We start from the raw sequence: 17,778 nt of genomic DNA, 5'->3' as shown, positions 1-17,778 counted from the left end.
TTTTAAATGATAGACTAGCAAAATAACAAATATGTATATCTAATTCTAGCTCTCGCTAAACATATTAATAATTTCCCAGTCGTTTCCAAGACTTTCTCTCAAATCATTTAATCTATCTTCATGAACAGCGAAACATAGCAAATCCATTGGGCGTGAAAAACCTACATACATCATTTTAGATGCCTCAACCTGCCTACTCTTACTTAAATCTATTTCTCCCCCAAGGAAAAAATTTTTAAGCTTTTTAGCTTCATAGCCGTGATAGTAAGACTCTAGATATAAAGTGGCACAATGGGTTTGTCCCTTTGCAGAATGCACACTTGTAATATCGATTTCAAATCCATCTTCATAATAACTATTCGATTGCGCTATAATTTCAATACCTTCAACCTCTCTAATATCTTCATCTGTAATGAATCGCTGACACTTATTAACCGAACATTCAAAAAACTCTAATAGCTCTGGGACAAAAGACTGTATGTTTACCAATACATCATCAATATCACCTTTGACCACGCCAACAGACCACTGGTAAAGCTTAAGCTTAAATTTAGCATAAAGCTCTTCGTTTTCATCTTTTATCTTGTTAAGTAATTTACGTTTTGTATAAAACATTGAGTTATTTGGACTATTATCTTTTATATTTTCTATTCTTAGTATTTTGATAAAAGCGTTCAATATATTTTTCTGATAGGTGCTAGAGTATTCGTATCTTTTAGATGATGGGTCAGATACTCTTTTAGGCACTTATAGTCAATTTTTGGACTATTCGTATTAACATCAAATGAAGTAAAATAATCTTCTAATCTTAACCTAGAAATATCATTCCGACTTGCTTCATCTTCTTTCCAATTGACACTCCATGCAATTGCCTTAATAGGCTTTCTACCAAAGTTGGGCAACTTTTCCTCGTTATAATATTGATGCACCAAACGTGAGAAAAAAGGAATAACCTTCTTATAGTCTCATTATTAAAACATAGAATATGAGGCCTTAGGAGTGCACTGTGATTATTACCCTGAACCGCATAATCAACAGCGTTTACAGCTAAACGATTAACTATATTTGAAATATTTGGACTAAGTCTATGGCTGTTTGCTAAAGGTAACGTTGGTTCTCTTTGTTGCCATATAGAGTTAGCATCTGATTTTCCCAAATTGTATATAGCTTGATTTATAGTGCATTAAGTATAAAATGTTATAAGATAAAACATCTCAACAGATATACTCAATTATCATGACTTACTCACTAGATTATCGCAAACAAGTTCTTAAAAGCTTAGCAGATGGCATGACCTTTGCCGAGGCAGCCTCTTTTTATGACATTAGTCCAACCACTATTCAAAAGTGGAAGAAACGGCTGCATAGTAAGAGCACTCGCAATGTTACGCCATCAAAAATACCGGATGATGCACTACGCAAAGACGTTGAGCGTTACCCTGATGACTATCACTATGAGAGAGCAAGACGGTTCAACTGTACTGCCCCAGCCATTTGTGAGGCTTTAAAACGCCTAGGCATCAGTCAAAAAAAAGACCTTAGAGCATCCAAAAGCATGTCCAATAAAAAGAGCGGCGTATCAGAGTAAGCTTGATAACTTTAAACAGCAAGGTTATCCCATTGTGTATATGGACGAAAGCGGTTTTGAAAGCCAGACCATTCGTCCTCATGGTTATGCACCGATAGGCAAACCCTGTATCGACAGCTACAACTGGCAAGGTAAAAAGCGAACCAACGTCATTGGGGCTCTATATGAAAAGATGCTATTTGCACTGGATTACTTTGAACACAACATTAACAGCGGCATATTCTACGATTGGTGCAAACACACCCTAATCCCAAGCCTTAAAACCAAATGCGTGATTGTCATGGATAACGCTCGGTTTCATAAAAGTAGACGTATCCAAAAATTACTGAACAGGCATGGTCATCGTATCCTATGGCTGCCGCCGTACAGCCCAGACTTGAACCCTATTGAGAAAAAATGGGCTCAAGTGAAGTTTCTACGCCAAGGGTGGATGGAAAATGACTTATCCAAATTATTTTATGATGTTTGTCCTAGACATAACACTTTTGTTTTGAACTGACTATATGTCTCCAACTCTCTGTAAGATACAGTCACAATTATTTCGATGAAATAATTTCTCTATTAGCTCGTATTGGTGTTGTCCCATATCCTGCATTTCATCAACAAAGACGAAAGGAAAGCGCTTTTGGAGTATTTCTAATATTCCAGTCGACATAATTGCGTCTTCTGCAATTATGTAGGCATCATCAAAATGCAAACAGCCTGACCTAAGAATATCTATTTTAATATCTCTAAGGCACAGATAAGATTGGGAACTTTTTTCATTCTTATTTTGTAGACATACATTTCCATGCAAACCTTCAACTAAATTTAAATCTTTATCAAACCTAAGATTTAAAAATATTTCTCCGGATCATTCTTTCTCTTTAACCAATTAAAAGTACTATAATTTATATTTTTTAGTTTGGAATATCTTCTTAAAGCAAACTCTTCATATATAGTCAGTTCTTTTTAAATAAGATACAATCGTTTTAAAACAAGCGAAATGGCAGAATAACAAATGACCTATTCAGCAGATTTTCGAGCACAAGTGATTAAAAGTGTCAAAAACAAAGACATGAGTATCCGTCAGGCTTGTACTTTTATAATATTAGCAAAACCGCATTACAGCGCTGGCTCAAAGATTCAAGTATCAAACAAACCCGGAATAAACCACCGACTAAAATACCGAATGAAGCACTCTTAAAAGACGTTGAACAACATCCAGATGACTATTTATATGAGCGAGCTAGGCGATTCAACTGTAGTAAGACCGGCATGCACAATGCTTTAAAACGCCTAGGTATCAGTCAAAAAAAAGACCTTAGAGCATCCAAAAGCCTGCCTGAAAAAGAGCGTCGTATCAGAGTAAGCTTGATAGCTTTACACAGCAAGGCTATCCCATTGTGTATATGGATGAAAGCGGCTTTGAGGCTGAAACTATAAGACCTTACGGATACTCACCGATAGGCAAACCCTGTATCGACAGCTTCAACTGGCAAGCAAAAAAGCGCACTAATGTCATCGGTGCTTTGTATAAAAAGATGCTGTTTGCGCTTGATTACTTTGAACAAAATATCAACAGCCATATATTTTATGACTGGTGCAAGTTCACGCTAATTCCAAGTCTCAAGACTAAATGCGTGATCGTTATGGATAATGCCCGCTTTCATAAGAGCAAGCGTATTCAAAAACTACTGAACAGGCACGGTCATCGTATTCTATGGCTGCCACCCTACAGTCCTGATCTAAACCCCATTGAAAAGAAATGGGCTCAAGCTAAGTTTCTACGCCAAGGGTGGATGGAGAATAATCTGCCTAAGCTATTTCAGGATATGGGCTGTATTTATTTTATTGTGAACTGACTATATCTCATTGTCTAATCTACTTATTTTTCTTTTAAATATATTACTATAATAAGGAATTGCTAAAAACGTATCCACAAAACTTTGGATCGTACCTATGAAATTAGGGTAAGCGAATAATTTTGGACAATAGCTTTGAATTCGATGTTTAATTTCATCAATAGCAGCATTTGTATGGGACAACACCAATATACCAACACCACCTTCAAGCGGTAACTTAGTTTCTAGTATTACTAACTTAGCTAGTAATGCAGTTGTTTTCCCACTTCCAGGGACTGCTTGCAAGTCTATCGTTTGCATATTTTTGATAAAGTCTCTACGTTCTTCATCGAAAGACTGACCATCTACTAGTAATAGCTTTTCTGCGTAATTTATATCTTCATCCGTTATCAGCATTATCGCTTACTCCTGCTACATAGCGGATGGCATCAAGTAAATATCCTATGTAATCATCGTTTTGATCTAGTTCAATTTCACGTTCACTTTCGATTTTATCCAAATCTTCATCTATTACACTAGCTAATCTACAAGCAACATCTGTTTTATGCAGTCCACCATTAATAAGCTTTCTTGCAAGCTCTAATTCATAGTCATTATCCCAATTAGTTTTTGTGTGGGAATCTTTCAGCGTTTGTTTAAACTCTTTCTTTAAGGTTGTCGATTTCAATAACGAATATTCTAGAGTCCATGATGGTGCAATGAAATATTTAATATTATTTCTATTCTTATCTTCCATTTCGGTCTTTTTAGTTATAATCTGAGACTCGATCAATTTTTCATCTAATTTATTAAAATTATTTTCAGTTCTTTCATAGACCTGTATATCAAGATCAGTAACCACGGCAACAGGTATTTTCATATGTGGTTCATTTTCGCGTAAATATATACGAATATAGTGTTCAAAACCGATATTCCCAATATTAACAATTGAAATACCCTGCGCTGTTAGGTCTATACCTATAAGCTTAGCAAGGCTAGGTAGTAATATTTCCTCAGACCAACCTTCAACAAAAATAACTCCTTTTGCAAAAAATAAATTAGCTTTTGTTGTATCTAGAAACTTCTCTAAAAATTTATAATTATCTTTTTCGAGCTTAGTGTGATTACTTCCCATAGGAAAAGCGTTTCCGCCATAACAAACAATAAGATTTTGCAATTTGAGTTTAGATACTAAATTAGGACTATGAGAAGTAAGAATCAGTTGAATATCATCTTGTTTCTGTAAGTATTCTACTACTTGCATTTGAGCCTGAGGATGAAGATGAGCTTCTAATTCCTCAATCAAACCAAGACGTAAACCTGTCCAGTTTTGCTTATTCAAATGTAATAATTCAGTCGCCATAAATAGACGATTTAGCGTTCCTAAACCAAGATTAATTTCATTTTTAAGCCCAAGGGTCAATTTTTCGAGAATGCTTTTTAAAGTATTCTCACTTGCGAAAAACTCGGTTTCAGCATGTGCACCGTAAAAGTTCTGTACATACTTATCGATATTGTCTTTTATTTTTTTACCATCTTGCGGAACTGTTGAACTACTAGTGGGCACAGGACTATTGACTTGCAAATTACCTTCAAAATATTCAGTCATACTACTGTTAAGTTGTTTGAACAAACTGAGTAATTCATGGTTGTCTTCTTTTCCTTTAAATGCCACATCTCCTAAAAGGACTTGAGCTAATCGGGAGTTTCTCTTTGCTACTAACTCGTTTTTAGCGTCTCTCAATGGTTTTAAATAAGTAGCTTTCAAGTAATCTCTTGCTTCGGCTGTTAATGGATAACCCTCATCATCTGCGCCTGCTCTAACATCAGAAGGTAGCACTCTCTCTTTTATTCGGCGAACGTCATATATAAGTTTTAGATACGGAGTTACTTTTCCACCATTGTCTGTATCCCAACCCAACCACTCTGTGAAATGTGCAGCTTCTTCGTCTAATAAATTTGAAAACTTAAGCTCAATCCTGAATCTTAAAGAGTCTTGGAAAAAATCTTCATCTTCCACTCGAATGTAATCATAACTGTGCGTTTTTAAGACCAGTTTAATAGCATCGACAATTGCAGTCTTACCTGAATCATTTTCACCAATAATAACATTAAGCCCTTTGGTAAATTCAAGATTGAGACTTGGCTTAGAAAGTTCAAAAGTTTTTGAACCAAATTTACGATAATTCCATAACTTTATATTTGATAGATGCATACTCGTCCCTGATGTATATTAAAATTGTTCAATGTTCTGTTTATTCTACTTTACCCTTACCCCGCCGACACCGCTCCGAACAATAAATCACCTGCTCCCAATCCTTCTCCCATTTTTTACGCCACGTAAACGGGCGCTGACAGACGGGGCAGGTTTTTTGCGGTAGGTTTACCTTTTTATGTGCCATCGTCTGCTCCCTTGTTCCGTATGTCTCATATCTATGGTTAACGTTTACTGCCTACCTAGCTTCTTTTTGATGATCCAGCCCTTCATACTTTTCACCCGTCGGCATTGGTCGGAGCAATAGACCATGCTCTCCCAGTTTTTATCCAGCTTCTTAGTCCAACTAAACTCGCGCTCGCAGACAGGGCAGAGTTTTTTGCGGACGTTCTTCTTTTTGTGCGCCATAACTTTCTCATTGGTTTGTTTAATCTATAGTCGATTCACTATCATCGGATACGGTGTTAGGCTTGCTCAACCTACTGTTTGTAGCAACTTTACTCGCCGTCATTGTATCCAAAGTAGCTGTTGCCGACTATATTACCACTGTCTCTTAATCATAAGCCCTATTTATAGTGCTATTCATAAGTGATGTTCATAAGTGCAAGTCATCAGCATGGCTCATGAGCGTTAATAATTAAGCATTAACGCTTAATCGTTAGCCATCAATCATAGCTGTTAACCAGTAGTGACTAATCGTCAGCTATTAATCAGTAGTAATTAGTCATAATCATCAAAGATTTTATTAAGTCTGTTGAGACTATTAACGATGAGCTTGCCTGATTGATCGGTACTGCTATCAATAAGTAATTTCTCATCCATACGCATCGTCAGCGGTGCAAGCGCTTCTTTTAATGCGTTTGCTATAAGCGCGGTCTGCTGAGTGATATCAGGCGCATCGCTATCTACGGTTTGATGCTCTTCATTTTTAATCAGGCTTTCAGTTAAACTATTAGACAGGCTATCCGCCATTTTCTGTGCCAGTTGTTCAACGGCGTTGACCAGCTGCACCATCAGTGCTTTTTGCACCTCTTGGTTTTGCTTGAGATACTCGCCTTCTGCCTTTTCAGCATTGTGATCATGCTTTATATTTGCATCAGCTGATTCAGACTTTTCTCAAAGCCATTATCGATACTGTCGCTGACAACTTTGGCATTATTAATGACACTATCGGCAAGGATTTTCTGTGCTTCTAATTGGCCGTTTAACTGCGCATCGAGCTGCGCTTGTTGCCCTGCTTCTCGTAAGCGAGCGATTTGTTCTGGATCATTTTTCGTTAAGTATGTCTCAAACTGGCTACTGATGGCATTGAAGCCACTGGCCAAATCGACCAATTGGGCAACGATACGCGCGCCCGTGTCACCATCTTCACCGCCCATGGCTTTGTTACGCAAGAAGTCGGCTTTGATTTGCGCCCAACGCTGCATTTCTGCTTCGGTCAAGACACCGCGCATCTCACCAAGCTTGAGCAAGTTACTCTCTGCGCCTTGAGTCAATAGCTGTGACTCGCCCAGATAGTGATCATCTATCAGCTGATTTAGCTCACTCTCATTCATGACCGCCGACAGCTTTTCGGTCATTTTATTCATATTACGATAACTACCTTGCAGCTTAAATATCGGCTCAACGCGGTACTTGTCATCTTGCGAGGCCGAGGCAATATAGGCTTGGTTGACGTCTAGAATGACCTCTTGCACCCTAAACATATGACGCAAGATCGCGACAATCTCATTAATCTCTGAGGTACTATACGGATACGTCAAATCACCGCTTTGGGCTTGTGCAAGATTCGCATTGTCCGCTTTCGCCATTTTGATGAGACGATGGACATCCGCTAGGTCGCGGTTGGCCAGTGGCGCGAGGACAGTATTAGAAGTTAGAGAGTTTTCGATATAACTGAGCGCAAACACTTCTTCCATGCCGCTCATGATATCACCTAAGTTGTAGATATCGGCACGGTTGGCGAGCATGTCTGGCACTTTGAAGGCTTCGCCGCTCTCGGTATATGGGTTACCTGCCATGACCACGCAGAACTTTTTGCCACGCATATCATAGGTTTTGGTTTTACCTTGCCAAACACCATCGATACGGCGCGTACCATCACCGAGTGAGATAAACTTCTGTAAAAATTCCGCATGGGTATGCTGAATATCATCGAGATAAAGCATGACATTATTGCCCATCTCAAAAGCTAAGTTGATTTTATTCAGCTCTTCTCGTGCGGTAGCATTGGGCGCTTTTTCGGGATCTAAAGACGTCACATCATGACCGAGTGATGGACAATTAATCTTCATAAAGATAAGGCCCAGACGGTTCGCCACGTACTCCATCAAGGTGGTTTTACCATACCCTGGTGGCGATATCATCATGAGAATACCCATCAAATCGGTACGCTTATCCTCACCGACCGTGCCCATCTGTTTGGCGAGGTTGTCACCGATGAGTGGCAGATAGCTCTCATTAATCAGACGGTTACGCACAAATGAAGACAATGGACGTGGCATAAACTCGTCCAGTCGCAACGTCTCTTTTGAGTCATGTAATATCTCTGAGCGCATGGCCAGATAACGTCTATAGGCAGGGATGACTTGGGTATCATGATGATGCAGACGATTCAAGAAGTCATCAACGGCAAAGGTTAAGGTCTGCTGATGAATACGCGCATGCTCACCCAGCAAGTTATTCACCTGAATCTCAAGCGATACCTTGCCCGTACTACGCTCAAAGCTTTGCACTTGATTGAGCGGATTATTAATACTGGTCAATGACGTGATCGATGACAGAGTCGATGAGGTGGCTGATGAAAATGACAAAGCTGACGGTGTTCCACTTGCGCCTTGATTATCTATTTTTTTACTACCCAATCCTTTATCAAAGCTAGCACCTGAATCAATCAATCGTTGCACCAAGGCTTCACGTTGGGCATCGTTCAATTGAGTAAGTAAAACTGCAATCGCCTCCGGCACATAATGACGGCCACTTTCTAATTGCTGCTTACGTAACGCGTCTTTTTCTTCAATTTCAGCAAGCTGTGCCTCACTGAGTTCGCCGTCTTTATTGGTGCAATCATCGGCTGCATTAGCCAATGCTGTACTAGCGTAGGTTTTATCAAGCAATGCATGGAACCATGTTGCCAATAGCTCATAGGCTGATTTGGGTTGAAAGCCAAGCTTGCCAATTGAAGACTGTAGTTGGTCAAAACTGGCCGTCGCTTGCATGCTACCTGAGGCACTATTTAGCGTTTGGCTTAGCTGTTCACACAACTGCTGCGCTTGTTGGCTGGTTTGCCAGTTTATTGTGTTATATGCACCTGCATTGGTTTCAACCGACTGCCCCATCACGCTAACCAAATATTCGCAAGCAAGCTGGACATAGCTTGGTTTGAAGATATTAGCGCCGTTATCAACGCTACTACCTTTATCGATGCTAGCACCGTTATCAGCGCTAAGACTGTCATCATTATGAGCGGCGACAAAGTCACGCATCACTTGGCTCATATCTTCGACCAATAGAGACTTAGCGGTATCACTACCCAATGCACGGCGCAGTTGCTCGGCGGTCGCGGCTCTATCCGTCCAGTTGCTCGCGCGCGTCAGCACGGACTCATTTAACCAAGCGTCATAACCGAACTGACGTAAGCTGTCTAAGCCCAGCGCTTGTACGATATTGAGCTGCCAATAGAATAATTGCGCCAAGGCACGTACTTGCGGGGTATAAATCAACAACCCTGCCTCGCGCAAAGTCGGCAGTATTTGCATCAATAATAGCGTGGCATCATGGTCATGAATGCCTTTGTCATAGCCGAGCTGATAGCGAGGGGTGGCGTAAGCTTTGACCAGTTTGGACAAGGGGCTGTCGTTATCAATATCGCCATTAATGTCTAGAGTAATAACAGTTGCATCGTATGCTTGATATAGACGTGCTTCGGTCAAGCCATCTTGGCTATTTTTAGCACTTTCAATAATGCTATACGCCAAGTACTCGGCGCGGTAAACGGCATCGGACTCAGAGGCGATATTCATGTCCCAATACGGGCGCAAGGCGTTCAGCTCAGTGTTATTAAGCACTTCATAATAGTCTGTGCCCGTTAGATGTAGATTTAAAACACGGTTGCCATCTGACTGCTGACGGCTTAATAAAGTCAAATCAAGTGGCTGAGTATTAACCGAAAAACGGTGCTTGCCCAGTTTAATAATCTGACCGCCATCTTCAAACAAATCCGACTTGTCTTTTAGACTCTTATAACTCTCGATTTGGATGGCTTTTAGACGGGCATCGATGTCATCAGCTTTTACACTAAAGCCCATCGCTTGCAGCTCTTTTGCGATGTTACGGACTTTTTGTACCAGACCATCAGCCGCAAAATACGTATTTAGCGCCTCTTCCTCTGTAAAGCCTGTGACGCCAGTACTTTGCGTGCGTTTTTTAATACTCTCAAGCATTCGCAGCGCGCCATCACCCAAGTTTTGCGCTTTACGGTTACGGGCATCGAGCAATTGCTGCTTATGATTTTCGAAGGTCTCGTAAATCTCTTCACGTTTACTGATGATATCGGCTAAAAACTGATCGCCACTATTGGTCTCTGGATCAGCGAACTGACTTTCTAATTCTTCTAGCTGCACCAATAGCTTAGCCATTTGCTCATCTGATTTCTCAGGGGTATTGGCAATAGATAACGCATTGGCAATCGATTGCCCGAATAGCTTAAACTGCGCACCAAATTGTGCAACGGCCTCCGCTGAGCCTAGATTTTTGCGCTTATGATTGAGTTTGGCTTTGCTCTGGTTTAGGCTCGCATAAATGGTCGATATATCATCGATAATTTGCGTACGCACCGTAGCATCAGCCACATCCAACGTGCCTAGCAACTCGGTTAATAAATCTAACCCTTGCGCTGTCTCGTCGATTTTTTCTAGTACAGGTTTTAGCTCGGCATTGGTTTCAGCAGTGTTCAAACGCTCACTGACATCGACCAATATGCCTTCGTAGCTTGATAGCGCCTCTTCACCACTTAAAAACAGCACAGTCTTTTCAGCGAGCTCGCTTTCGGCTTCTTCTAACTGTGTCTGTAATGCTTGTAGCTTGTCAGCATCCAGATAACGCAACTCTTCCAAGCTGACTAAGCGACCTTTTTGGCGTCTTAACGCTGACAACTGATCGACATAATCACTGCCAGACTCAAAGCTAGTGACGCGTATCTGCCGCAAAATCTCACTTTGCTGCGTATCAGCATCGGCTAGCGCAGTTTGGGTTTGCTTTTGGATACTTTGTACTTTAGCGAACTCATCAATCACCAGTTCAGCCGTGGCCGTCACTTCTTTAATACTGCTGGCGACTTCGCTCAGCTCAGGCTCAGACAACCAATAATAGCTGTCAAAGAGTCGGCTAGTATTATTGGTAAGCTCTTCATAGAGCTTCTGTGACACGCTTTGATTATCAATCAGGCGAGTAATGCTATAAAGGTCGGAGATACCGCGCACCAATTCTTTATTGCCAATCTTGCCATAAAAACTCGTGCTCTCTGGCAGCTCACTCACATACTCATGCGAGGCATAAGGCGTGTGCCATATCTGCATTGGGTGAATACGAGATGGCTCGCTTTGGTCACTAAACAACACCAAGCGACCATTCTCAGCCAAGGCCATACCGTTGCAATAGATAGGGTTTGCCAATTGCTTTTTAATCAGGTTATAAGGGAACAGCCCCGTGACGCCCAAGTCTCTGTCGTAAAATAAGAATAAAACATCTTCACCATTTGGCGATACAATTTTACGCTTAAACCGTAAGTCAGTAGCGCCAACGTTATTGGCCTCGAACAGCTTATACTCACCCGTCTGTAGATAATAACCACCCGGAAACATGATGCCGTGGTCTTCTGGTAGCTGAACGCATGATTGACCAATCGCATCCAGTCGCAGCACTGCTTCGGTCAAGGTGTTATAAACGAAATAACGGTAATCCTCTTCGCGATAAGGCAATATTTTGAGCAGTATTAGACTACCGACTTTGGCATAAGCAATCTCAGCATCCGTCAGCGACTGAGTACGGTCATTGACTGGTTCGCTATAAATACCCTGACCGGACTGCGTATTGTCCTCAATCTTAATGGTCAAATCACCACCGACCGTTTCCACAAATATCGTGTCTAGATATTCATATGCGGGTATTTGCCATTCACCATTTGATCGCGTGTGGTCTCAATCCAGTCGAAATCATAAGCAGGCGGCAGTTCAATGTCACGCTCGCCTCGATTGTCCACATAAGCGACTTGCGCCGACTCTGGTGTGCCTTGGCTAAAATCTAACGCAAAACGGAACACTCGAATATCGGTGATGCGCTCACCAATCTGAAACGCTAACAGTAACTTGCTGTCTTTAACTGTTATTTGAATCAGGCGCGTTTGCTTGTAGTATCGATACAGCTCATTGAAGTCTTGGACAAAGGCGTCTTGAGCCAAAAAAGTCCCTTTTAAATCGACCTCTTCGAGCTGATACTCTTCTTCATTACCAACTGGCTCGTTCAGACGATATAACGACAATACATCCTTGATATTACTCGCACGTTTAAGCCCCATAAAGACGTTATAGCCAAATAGCAGATAATCACCAACCTGCACCATGTCTTGTGCCACACAGTTGTACTCGGTGCGAATACGAGTGCGAGCAATGACTTGCATTTGGGTGCTGCCAAACTCTTCGAGACGCGCATTATTTAGCGTTGCCGTCTGCTGCTCTAAGCGGCTGCCTTGTTCGGTCAGACGTTTTTTGATGAGCTCATAAGCATTGCCTGAAGCGACTGCCTGATCGGTTTGGTTGGCTTGATTAGCGTTATTTTTATCGTTGCTATCTGAGTTCTTTGAAGTTTGCGTATCCGCCATCGTTGCTCGTCCGTTTCTGTTTTTACATAATATAGTCAATCCTTTATAAAAGAGCTACAGCGTTAACCTCGCTTGAAGTATCACATATACATCTGCACTCGGTTGCCTTGTATCTCTTTTAAACTGAATCCACTATAAGAGAATTTTGGGCAATAAAGAATCATTGAAAGTAAAGAAGCACTTGGCTAATCTAAAAAAACAAGTCGTCACTGCTATTTTTTTAGATTAACCAACTCATCATGATTCGTCATTCTGAATCACCCTGAGTTAGCCAAAAAAATCTGCCGCCTACACGACAGATACTTTATTTTAGAAAATATTACTCATTCATACTGTTAGATAAAAACTTGCTCACTAATACTTGCCCATTAATACTAGGCATTTAGACCTTATTAATAAGTCGTTTTATCATCATTTTTCTGGTTTGATTTCATTGCTTGACTGGCCATCACACCATTGATGATACCGCTCAATGTGTCTGACTTACCTGCTAGGCCATCAATGGCTTTACCGATAGACAATGACTTGGCAAAGTTATCAAAGAAATGCGCTTCACCGCCAACAATATCGATTTTGGCTTTCTGTAACGCCACAGCCAATACTTCAGCATTTTCTTTCGCAATCTCTTTACCAGCATCAATCGAGGCAAGCGCTTCTTGCAATGCTGTCTCAAGGCTCATGCGGAACTCTTCGTGCTCACGTGCCTCTTTGCTCATGCTACCCATGGCATTGAATTTCTCGACCAGACCATCTGCTTCGGCTTGGAAATGTGCACGAGTAACTTCGGCTTTTGCCAATCCAACTTCACGCTCTGCTTTAGCATTTGACTCACCGCGAGCCGCGATGACTTGAGCATCTGCCATGCCTTTTTCACGCTCAGCTCTGGCAGTAGCTTCACCGCGAGCCGCGATATTTCTGCTCACCATACCGATATCACGTTCCAGCTTTTTGCCTTAGATTCACCACGAGCCGCGATAACCTCAGCATCTGCCATGCCTTTTTCACGATCTGCTTGTTTCAGCTTGTCCAGTCGCTTTGATAACATTGGCTTTCGCAATGCCTTCTTTTTCCAAAGAAGCCGCTTTGACTTCTTGGATAGCCGCTTCAGCGAAGCCATGTGCTGACTCTTCTGCTTTAGTACCTTCGGCCATTTTAATTTTGGCTTCTGCATCTTTGGCGGATGCTTCAAGATTGGCAGCGGCAAGCGTGGTGATTTCGACGGCTTTGTGCTTGGCAGACAGCTCTTGCTTCGGCTTTTTTCACCTGACGTACTTTGATTTCTTCCGCATCGGCTTCAGCTGCTAGGACGCGTGTTTGCTTAGAACGCTGAGCTTCACTGATTTCGCGGACTTCTTTGATACGCTCTTCTTCTTGCGCAACGGTTTTGTCCACTGCGATACGTTCACGAATGACGTTGGCGATTTCTTTTTTCTCAAGCTCAATCGCACGTTCGGCTTCGATACGTTGCAGATCAACTTCACGCTCACGAGAGACAATTTCTAAATCACGAGCACGCGTCACTTTTTCTTCTTCGATGACGACTGCACGCAGACGATTTTGTCCTGCTACTTCGATTTCACGCTGCTGATTCTCACGCTGAATGGCCAAATCTTGCTCAACCGAGATAACAGCCGTTTCAGATTTTTTACGCTCTTCTTCTTCAATTTTGCGGGTCTCAGCAGTCTCACGTGCAATCACTGACGAGATTTCACGTTGCTGTTTGGCTTCGGCATCGGCTTGTTGACGCTCTAGCTCTAGCATTGCCTCTCTGGTTTCGACATTCTTTTTCTTAACTGCCAGCTCTTCATCACGCTCGAGCTCGTTGGTAATGACGTTCTGAAAAGCCGTTAATTGAGTAATCTTTTTGATACCTTCAGCATCTAAGATATTGCTTGAATCTAATGACGCTTTTGGCGTTTGCTCTAAATAATCAATCGCCACATCTTCTAAGACATAGCCATTCAGATCGTTACCAATTTCTTGAACGATACTGTCGCGAAACTCGCTGCGGTTTTCAAACAGTTTGACAAAATCAATCTGCTTACCAACTGTTTTTAAGGCTTCTGAGAACTTAGCATTAAACAGCTCGTTGACAGCGACTTTGTCTGACGCGCGCTCTACACCAACCGATTTAGCGACTTTTAGCACATCCTCTTCGGTTTCATTGACGCGTAAATAAAATGCCACGGTGATATCAGCACGCATGTTGTCTGCGCAAATCAAACCTTCTTTACCGCGTCTGTCCACTTCTAAGGTGATGAGCGATATGCGCATCAATTCTTTTTTGTTGATGACTGGCCAAACAAAACCACCATCAAAACGTACGGCAATTTTACTCACACCGTTAATAATGAGTGCTTTGCCCTGCTCGACCTTAAAGTAAAAGGCCTTGAGCATCAATAGTGCGACCATCATAAAAACAAACGCCAGCACTACAACCACGCCGACGATAATGAGTGTGTCCATATCCATTCCTTTAATTAAAACATTCCATAATCCATTCAATATAAATCAGATACGCTATCAAGCCTGCTAACTCTACTATTCATAGCACTGTTTACAGCATGTGCGCTTTATAGCCCTGTCACGCACCATTCTGATATCTGAACTACATTGAACCGACTATAACCAAATTTAAAACGATTTATGCTACTTCTAAAAATGCATAATTTTATTCATATTTTTACAATATTTTTTTATCTTCGACGACAGCAACTCGATAGGTATTGGCATCCTTTAAATACTCGACCAACATCACTCTATCGCCTTGTTTTAATAAATTATCATCAATATCTGAACGAATCTTTAATATCAATCCTGCACCGCCATCATTTAGCTCTGCTTCGCCATGCTTATCTGTGACACTAAGCGTACGCACAACAGCGATCTTACCCACATTATTAGACGAATTACGTTTAGGAATTTTGGCGATATTTTTGCGAATCGGCGAAATAATAATGCCTGTCAACCACATGGATACGACCAATACGAAAATGAGCGCCCCTGTACCGAATAAATAATACAGAACGCCAGAATCGAAATATTGGTGTAAAAAGCTGGTATATAAATAGCTGAGCAACCAACCGATCAAGCTAATTAAGCTTAGTATGATGATTAAAGGGACACCGTAAAGACCAAATTTGAGCATGAGACCGGTGAAAAAACCAGTCGATGATAAGGTAGAGACATCAGCATCACCGCCTGACTCACCAAGGTCTACGCTATCCATATCTGCCATGCCGAGTAAAGACACAACCCAATATAAAGTGACGAACATCACAAGCCCCGTAAAAATAATCGTAGGATATAAACTGATTTTAGTGATAAAGACTAAAAAAGCTTCCTGCATTGCGCGTGTTCTCCTTTTGCTCACCCAATCTATTAGCTCAATGACTTGGTTATGCAAATTGGTATTATGTGGATGATGCTCACTCGAATTAATGCTGCCAAGTTTACATTTTTAAAATCAACTTATGTTGCTTTATCAAGGATTATATACATTCCATTACATAATACATAGGTTTTGCCTTTAGCGTCCCCATATCGGCGAGCGCACGACTCCGCCCACCTTACTGCCGATCGCATAGCTTGTATTACCAGATAATGAATGAATGACCAAGCTGCCGCCATTTTGACCGCCCACTTGTGAAAGCTTTGTCGGATAGACAGCATACTGTGCAGATGGTGAAAGACGTGCTGGTTCATCCAGTCCAGTCTCTGCTAGATTGATAACTTGCCCTGTAGCCAGCGTCATCACCGCAGCCTTACGACCATTGAGATATGCCATGCGCTGACCGTCCAAGCTCAGTTGCGGACTGGCGACATAGCCACTTGTTAGCACAGGCGCGGCACTAGCAGTCTCGAAGTTATAGCGATAGATACGTGGACGTCCAGCGCGGACTTTATCACTGGTATAAACAAAACTTTGCCCATCACTGGCGTAACTTGGCTGTACTTCCGTGCTCGGTAACGTAGTGAGCTGTGTGGTCTTACCGTCACTCAGACGTATCTCATAGATATCAGAATTGCCGCCGACAGTTGAGCTATATAGGAGTTTTTGCCCATCAGGTGAGAACGACGCTGACATATTGCTGCCTTCAGCATTTACCACAAGGTTGCGGATGTTGCTTTTGCGATCATAGATATAAATCTTAGGATGCTGGCGCGGCGCTTGTTTACTATATGCCAGCAGTTGCCCATCAGCTGACCAGGCTGGCGCATAAATATAACCATTAAGCTGATCGATTAACTGACGATCACTACCATCAGGACGAATGCTATAAAGCGTCGATATCTTTGCAGCTCCGATTCCTTGCTCCTCGACATAGGCAATGCGCCCTTGCCGATCTATCGCTGACATTCGTGCCGTTAGTGGATTGCTCGCACTCATATTATTAGCAGGTGCTTGCATCGTTTTAGACATCGTACTAGGCAAGGTCTGACAACCCGTCAACAGAATAAAAGTCGTTAGTGCGGTGATATTACTTATCGTTCTTATATTGACGGATGATTTTGATACAAGCATTTTTGACATAAAATAACGTCCAATAAAGTATTGATTATTGCGTACTGAGAATCTTGACAATCAAGGCTAAAAGATTGAGTGCATTAAAATATCCTAGCCTAAAGACTTTACTTAATAGCAAATGACAGTGTAGCGTAAACCATGCCAAATTTTGGACAAAAAAACCCCACTAGATAGTGAGGCATTTTTAAAACTACATCTGACTTTTATAAAAAAAAGCTTTTAGCAAATACTATTTAAAAACCATCTATAATGATTGAATTATTTAGAAACGGCTTTGAAATGGGCAACTTGATTACTATTGGTAATGGTCAAGATAGGCGTGTTATTGGCATTTTTACTGATGCTATATTTACCTTGCACGGTCGCTAAAGTCGCAGTATCAAAACTTGCTTGTGGCTCAGGGCATGCCATCATAGTAGATAAAACGTTGCCTAATACGACATTGCCATTCACAACCTTGTAGTCAGCGCCCATGTTATTACAGGTGTTCATAAAGGTCACACGGTCACTGCCACTATCTTTGAAGAACTTTAGCGTCAACGGCTTCGCTGGATCAAAGAACAATTGGCTAACCTTATCGCCATTGCTGCGTTTTGCGTCAACGAGCTGCCAATCATATGCTTGTAGCGTATTAGAAGTAATTGGTTGAGTCACTGGCGCTGTTACGCTAGGGGTGGTTTGGCAACCAGCAGCCAACGTACCTACCGCAAGTGTCGCTGCCATCATCATTTTAGTCATGTTTTTCATA

At 41.6% G+C, this 17,778-nt stretch carries 18 protein-coding genes and 1 pseudogene; 4 read left to right on the top strand and 15 right to left on the bottom strand.

From position 1 onward, the window contains the following. Nucleotides 1–45: 45 nt before the first annotated feature. The gene (locus G7Y90_RS06835) at nucleotides 46–747 is read right to left on the bottom strand and encodes a hypothetical protein (protein WP_250163744.1); all 702 of its coding nucleotides are present in this window, start codon (nucleotides 745–747) and stop codon (nucleotides 46–48) included. A gap of 489 nt (nucleotides 748–1,236) precedes the next feature. Between G7Y90_RS06835 and G7Y90_RS06830 the strand changes: the two genes are divergently transcribed. Both G7Y90_RS06830 and G7Y90_RS06825 read left to right on the top strand, forming a co-directional pair. Then, nucleotides 1,237–1,587, top strand: a complete 351-nt coding sequence (locus tag G7Y90_RS06830; RefSeq protein WP_201541006.1) for an IS630 transposase-related protein — start codon at nucleotides 1,237–1,239, stop codon at nucleotides 1,585–1,587. Then, nucleotides 1,562–2,086, top strand: coding sequence for an IS630 family transposase (locus G7Y90_RS06825; protein WP_201541007.1), 525 nt, complete (start codon nucleotides 1,562–1,564; stop codon nucleotides 2,084–2,086). The genes G7Y90_RS06830 and G7Y90_RS06825 overlap by 26 nt, the downstream gene beginning before the upstream one ends. On the opposite strand, the gene G7Y90_RS18915 is transcribed toward G7Y90_RS06825, so the two are convergent. After that, entirely contained in the window at nucleotides 2,087–2,383 is a 297-nt protein-coding gene (locus tag G7Y90_RS18915) for a UvrD-helicase domain-containing protein (RefSeq protein WP_502937407.1), read from the bottom strand. 278 nt (nucleotides 2,384–2,661) lie between these two features. Between G7Y90_RS18915 and G7Y90_RS06820 the strand changes: the two genes are divergently transcribed. Together G7Y90_RS06820 and G7Y90_RS06815 are read left to right on the top strand one after the other, a co-directional pair. Continuing rightward, nucleotides 2,662–3,012 (top strand): IS630 transposase-related protein, encoded by a 351-nt coding sequence (locus G7Y90_RS06820; RefSeq protein WP_250163743.1) that lies wholly within the window; start codon nucleotides 2,662–2,664, stop codon nucleotides 3,010–3,012. Continuing rightward, nucleotides 2,979–3,431: an IS630 family transposase gene (locus G7Y90_RS06815; protein WP_502937406.1), complete on the top strand. Its 453-nt coding sequence runs from the start codon at nucleotides 2,979–2,981 to the stop codon at nucleotides 3,429–3,431. Before G7Y90_RS06820 ends, G7Y90_RS06815 begins: the two co-directional genes overlap by 34 nt. Here the strand turns inward: G7Y90_RS06815 and G7Y90_RS06810 are convergent, their stop codons facing one another. The 13 genes and pseudogenes from G7Y90_RS06810 to G7Y90_RS06750 form a co-directional block, all read right to left on the bottom strand. Next, the gene (locus G7Y90_RS06810) at nucleotides 3,432–3,827 is read right to left on the bottom strand and encodes a UvrD-helicase domain-containing protein (protein WP_250163742.1); all 396 of its coding nucleotides are present in this window, start codon (nucleotides 3,825–3,827) and stop codon (nucleotides 3,432–3,434) included. Continuing rightward, nucleotides 3,811–5,625, bottom strand: a complete 1,815-nt coding sequence (locus G7Y90_RS06805) for an ATP-dependent nuclease (RefSeq protein WP_201553126.1) — start codon at nucleotides 5,623–5,625, stop codon at nucleotides 3,811–3,813. The genes G7Y90_RS06810 and G7Y90_RS06805 overlap by 17 nt, the downstream gene beginning before the upstream one ends. A 40-nt stretch (nucleotides 5,626–5,665) precedes the next feature. Beyond that, nucleotides 5,666–5,812 (bottom strand): DUF2256 domain-containing protein, encoded by a 147-nt coding sequence (locus G7Y90_RS06800; protein ID WP_201553123.1) that lies wholly within the window; start codon nucleotides 5,810–5,812, stop codon nucleotides 5,666–5,668. Between the two features lie 44 nt (nucleotides 5,813–5,856). Next, on the bottom strand, nucleotides 5,857–6,033 hold the full coding sequence (locus G7Y90_RS06795) for a DUF2256 domain-containing protein (RefSeq protein WP_250163741.1): 177 nt from the start codon (nucleotides 6,031–6,033) through the stop codon (nucleotides 5,857–5,859). A 312-nt stretch (nucleotides 6,034–6,345) separates the two neighbouring features. Continuing rightward, the gene (locus G7Y90_RS06790) at nucleotides 6,346–6,654 is read right to left on the bottom strand and encodes a hypothetical protein (RefSeq protein ID WP_250163740.1); all 309 of its coding nucleotides are present in this window, start codon (nucleotides 6,652–6,654) and stop codon (nucleotides 6,346–6,348) included. Between the two features lie 56 nt (nucleotides 6,655–6,710). Then, the gene (locus G7Y90_RS06785; RefSeq protein ID WP_250163947.1) at nucleotides 6,711–7,955 is read right to left on the bottom strand and encodes a hypothetical protein; all 1,245 of its coding nucleotides are present in this window, start codon (nucleotides 7,953–7,955) and stop codon (nucleotides 6,711–6,713) included. 2,478 nt (nucleotides 7,956–10,433) lie between these two features. Beyond that, nucleotides 10,434–12,301 (bottom strand): annotated as a pseudogene (locus tag G7Y90_RS06780) (DNA repair ATPase); the annotation flags it as partial. Between the two features lie 593 nt (nucleotides 12,302–12,894). Then, nucleotides 12,895–13,428 carry a hypothetical protein gene (locus G7Y90_RS06775; protein WP_250163739.1) on the bottom strand — a complete coding sequence of 178 codons (534 nt, stop codon included), beginning with the start codon at nucleotides 13,426–13,428 and terminating at the stop codon, nucleotides 12,895–12,897. A 75-nt stretch (nucleotides 13,429–13,503) separates the two neighbouring features. Then, nucleotides 13,504–13,653, bottom strand: coding sequence for a hypothetical protein (locus tag G7Y90_RS06770; protein ID WP_250163738.1), 150 nt, complete (start codon nucleotides 13,651–13,653; stop codon nucleotides 13,504–13,506). Nucleotides 13,654–13,687: 34 nt separating this feature from the next. Beyond that, the gene (locus G7Y90_RS06765) at nucleotides 13,688–14,968 is read right to left on the bottom strand and encodes a flotillin family protein (RefSeq protein ID WP_250163737.1); all 1,281 of its coding nucleotides are present in this window, start codon (nucleotides 14,966–14,968) and stop codon (nucleotides 13,688–13,690) included. A gap of 217 nt (nucleotides 14,969–15,185) precedes the next feature. Continuing rightward, nucleotides 15,186–15,851 carry an OB-fold-containig protein gene (locus G7Y90_RS06760; protein WP_250163736.1) on the bottom strand — a complete coding sequence of 222 codons (666 nt, stop codon included), beginning with the start codon at nucleotides 15,849–15,851 and terminating at the stop codon, nucleotides 15,186–15,188. Nucleotides 15,852–16,031: 180 nt separating this feature from the next. Next, on the bottom strand, nucleotides 16,032–17,036 hold the full coding sequence (locus tag G7Y90_RS06755) for a beta-propeller domain-containing protein (RefSeq protein WP_250163735.1): 1,005 nt from the start codon (nucleotides 17,034–17,036) through the stop codon (nucleotides 16,032–16,034). 252 nt (nucleotides 17,037–17,288) lie between these two features. Next, nucleotides 17,289–17,777, bottom strand: a complete 489-nt coding sequence (locus G7Y90_RS06750) for an META domain-containing protein (RefSeq protein WP_055125201.1) — start codon at nucleotides 17,775–17,777, stop codon at nucleotides 17,289–17,291. Nucleotide 17,778: the final 1 nt, after the last annotated feature.

The organism is Psychrobacter sp. WY6 (assembly GCF_018448495.1).
Taxonomy (GTDB): Bacteria; Pseudomonadota; Gammaproteobacteria; order Pseudomonadales; family Moraxellaceae; genus Psychrobacter.
Note: the sequence above shows the minus strand (reverse complement) of the source record. Positions and strands in the feature narration are given on the sequence as shown.

Bases quoted from the DNA above. Each gene is read 5' to 3' on its own strand.
- G7Y90_RS06830 (WP_201541006.1), top strand. From the start codon at position 1,237: ATGACTTACTCACTAGATTATCGCAAACAAGTTCTTAAAAGCTTAGCA.
- G7Y90_RS06815 (WP_502937406.1), top strand. From the start codon at position 2,979: ATGGATGAAAGCGGCTTTGAGGCTGAAACTATAAGACCTTACGGATAC.
- G7Y90_RS06810 (WP_250163742.1), bottom strand. From the start codon at position 3,827: ATGCTGATAACGGATGAAGATATAAATTACGCAGAAAAGCTATTACTA.
- G7Y90_RS06805 (WP_201553126.1), bottom strand. From the start codon at position 5,625: ATGCATCTATCAAATATAAAGTTATGGAATTATCGTAAATTTGGTTCA.
- G7Y90_RS06800 (WP_201553123.1), bottom strand. From the start codon at position 5,812: ATGGCACATAAAAAGGTAAACCTACCGCAAAAAACCTGCCCCGTCTGT.
- G7Y90_RS06795 (WP_250163741.1), bottom strand. From the start codon at position 6,033: ATGGCGCACAAAAAGAAGAACGTCCGCAAAAAACTCTGCCCTGTCTGC.
- G7Y90_RS06785 (WP_250163947.1), bottom strand. From the start codon at position 7,955: ATGGAGTACGTGGCGAACCGTCTGGGCCTTATCTTTATGAAGATTAAT.
- G7Y90_RS06775 (WP_250163739.1), bottom strand. From the start codon at position 13,428: ATGGTGAGCAGAAATATCGCGGCTCGCGGTGAAGCTACTGCCAGAGCT.
- G7Y90_RS06770 (WP_250163738.1), bottom strand. From the start codon at position 13,653: ATGGCCGAAGGTACTAAAGCAGAAGAGTCAGCACATGGCTTCGCTGAA.
- G7Y90_RS06765 (WP_250163737.1), bottom strand. From the start codon at position 14,968: ATGGACACACTCATTATCGTCGGCGTGGTTGTAGTGCTGGCGTTTGTT.
- G7Y90_RS06760 (WP_250163736.1), bottom strand. From the start codon at position 15,851: ATGCAGGAAGCTTTTTTAGTCTTTATCACTAAAATCAGTTTATATCCT.
- G7Y90_RS06755 (WP_250163735.1), bottom strand. From the start codon at position 17,036: ATGTCAAAAATGCTTGTATCAAAATCATCCGTCAATATAAGAACGATA.
- G7Y90_RS06750 (WP_055125201.1), bottom strand. From the start codon at position 17,777: ATGAAAAACATGACTAAAATGATGATGGCAGCGACACTTGCGGTAGGT.